Below are 394 nucleotides of genomic sequence, written 5' to 3'. Positions count from 1 at the left end.
AGCCCAGCCAGCCGCGCTTCTCCGCCGCCTCGACATTCTTCGGCGTATCGTCGATCAGCAGGATCTCATGCGCCGGCATGTCCAGCGCCTGTTCCAGATACTGATAGACCGCCGCATCCGGCTTCATCATCCCGATCTCGCCCGAGGCATAGATCGCGTCGACCTTCTCGCACCAACCGGCATCTTGGGCGATCCAACGCGCGCGGCGGGCCCCGCTGTTCGTCAGGATCACCTGCGCCACGCCGGCCCCGGCCACCAGGGCCAGCACCCGGTCCAGCTCCGGATCGGGGTCGTGATCAGCCTCGAACCAGATCTCCAGCACGTCCTCGGGGTCCAGATCGACGCCCTCGGCCTCGGCCCAATCGGCGAGCCGGTCCATGACGTCGTCCTTGCC

At 67.3% G+C, this 394-nt stretch carries 1 protein-coding gene; it reads right to left on the bottom strand.

Annotation, left to right across the window (positions count from 1 at the left end):
* Positions 1 to 379 (bottom strand): HAD family hydrolase (locus tag BTA51_RS29135; protein WP_141215728.1); only part of this gene is annotated, 379 nt, incomplete at its 3' end.
* Between the last annotated feature and the right edge of the window lie 15 nt (positions 380 to 394).

This window comes from Hahella sp. CCB-MM4, assembly GCF_002260525.1.
Classification (GTDB): domain Bacteria; phylum Pseudomonadota; class Gammaproteobacteria; order Pseudomonadales; family Oleiphilaceae; genus Hahella.
Note: the sequence above shows the minus strand (reverse complement) of the source record. Positions and strands in the feature narration are given on the sequence as shown.